Source organism: Phaeodactylibacter xiamenensis (assembly GCF_000759025.1).
Lineage (GTDB): Bacteria > Bacteroidota > Bacteroidia > Chitinophagales > Saprospiraceae > Phaeodactylibacter > Phaeodactylibacter xiamenensis.
Genome location: NZ_JPOS01000136.1, coordinates 1 through 2,317 on the forward strand (window position 1 = coordinate 1; position 2,317 = coordinate 2,317).

Sequence of the window (2,317 nt, forward strand, 5' to 3'; positions counted from 1 at the left end):
TAATCAACCAAAAATCTCACGATAATCAACCTAATTCAGGATTCAGGTCTCAATCTCCAGAAGATTCAACCTGATTTTTGATTCCTGATTTACTCAATTCGATTTCCCAGATTTATCAAAATCAGTTTCAGGTTCTCCAAATCTTGAGTTTTTGGTTCCTGATCTTAGGTTTTCAAATTGATTCAATCAACGGTTTTTAGTTCAAAATTTCCAGATTCCAGATTTCTAAATTCTGTTTTTGGACGAGATTCAAATTCCTGATTTTTATTCCAAAAGCCGCCTAAACGTAAATCTCACCTGAAAAAACCAATCCCATTTTTCAAGATGGGCCCGGTTAATCTTAAGCATCCAAATTTTTCGTTTTCAGTTCGATTATCCGTAAAGAATACAATACTCGACAGGACCTTTACCCGCCTTTCAAAATTTCAATTACCCGATTGGGAACTCAAATTCTAGATTTATGGATAATTCTCTATTCTGAGTTTTCATTTTTGAGGCGGGACAATTCATATTTTCAATTCCATAGAATACCAATTCTGATGCGGTACCCCATAACGGCCCGGGCTACACGCAGGCCGGGATTCCTGAAAATAATCTTTTCATTCCATTTCACCAAAATAGCTGCGGCCGGCAAAGGCGAAATTGGCGAAGCTTGGCTTTGACTGCCGCAGCGGACTCTTCTTTCTAATTTTTCAATGGAGGATTTTACCCGGCTTGTGTGTAGCCAATGTTCACAGCATTCGCGTTTTATTCGATTTTACCAAAACAAGCGGCCATCTTTCTATTTTCGAAGACGAGATCAGGGGGCTTTTTCAAGTTTTTCAAATTATCCGATTTGGACGACCAATTTTCGGGCAATACTGATACCCTCATTTATTTTATCGCCCGTAAAACCAACTTAACCCAATGAAAATCATTCAATTATTCTCCTGCTAAATCTATTCAATGAACCTGCGAACTCTTGAGCAAATCTCAAATTCGGGCATGAAACCCATATTTGCTCGTTGATTTTCATTAACCGTTTTGATTTTCATAAGCCCCCTGGACGCGGACTCTTTTCCTGATACCGTTTTTATTTCCATTCAACGGGGCCGCGGTAACTCTTGATCTAATTTTTCAATTCGGGCTATCCCGATTCTCGTAAACCAACTAAAAAACTGTAGAAATTCCATTTGCCCCGCCTTAACAGATCAATTCTCCAATGGACTAACCAATTCAACCCCAGTTTCTGAATATTGATAATCAGGCATTTACCTTTTTTAGGCGGGGACAAGTTTTATCTCAAATTCTTACAGATACCTCTTTCTGTTGCGCGATTGTCTGTGAACGGCCCGGGCTACACGCAGGCCGGGATTCCTGAAAATAATCTTTTCATCCCATTTCACCAAAATAGCTGCGGTGGGCAAAGGCGAAATTGGCGTAGCTTGGCTTTGCCCGCCGCAGCGGACTCTTTTTTCTAATTTTTCAATGGAGGATTTTACCCGGCTTGTGTGTAGCCAATGTTCACAGCATTCGCGTTTTATCCCTTTTTTACAAAACAAGCGGCCATTTCTCTATTTTCGAAGACGAGATCAGGGGGCTTTTTCAAGTTTTTCAAATTATCCGATTTGGACGACCAATTTTCGGGCAATACTGATACCCTCATTTATTTTATCGCCCGTAAAACCAACTTAACCCAATGAAAATCATTCAATTATTCTCCTGCTAAATCTATTCAATGAACCTGCGAACTCTTGAGCAAATCTCAAATTCGGGCATGAAACCCATATTTGCTCGTTGATTTTCATTAACCGTTTTGATTTTCATAAGCCCCCTGGACGCGGACTCTTTTCCTGATACCGTTTTTATTTCCATTCAACGGGGCCGCGGTAACTCTTGATCTAATTTTTCAATTCGGGCTATCCCGATTCTCGTAAACCAACTAAAAAACTGTAGAAATTCCATTTGCCCCGCCTTAACAGATCAATTCTCCAATGGACTAACCAATTCAACCCCAGTTTCTGAATATTGATAATCAGGCATTTACCTTTTTTAGGCGGGGACAAGTTTTATCTCAAATTCTTACAGATACCTCTTTCTGTTGCGCGATTGTCTGTGAACGGCCCGGGCTACACGCAGGCCGGGATTCCTGAAAATAATCTTTTCATCCCATTTCACCAAAATAGCTGCGGTGGGCAAAGGCGAAATTGGCGTAGCCTGGCTTTGCCCGCCGCAGCGGACTCTTTTTTCTAATTTTTCAATGGAGGATTTTACCCGGCTTGTGTGTAGCCAATGTTCACAGCATTCGCGTTTTATCCCTTTTTTACAAAACAAGCGG

Annotated in this window: 1 protein-coding gene; it reads right to left on the reverse strand. The window is 40.7% G+C overall.

Annotation, left to right across the window (positions count from 1 at the left end; all coding sequences use genetic code 11):
* Positions 1-2,061: 2,061 nt before the first annotated feature.
* On the reverse strand, positions 2,062-2,317 hold a 256-nt coding region (locus IX84_RS34270), incomplete at its 5' end, for a hypothetical protein (RefSeq protein ID WP_238578362.1).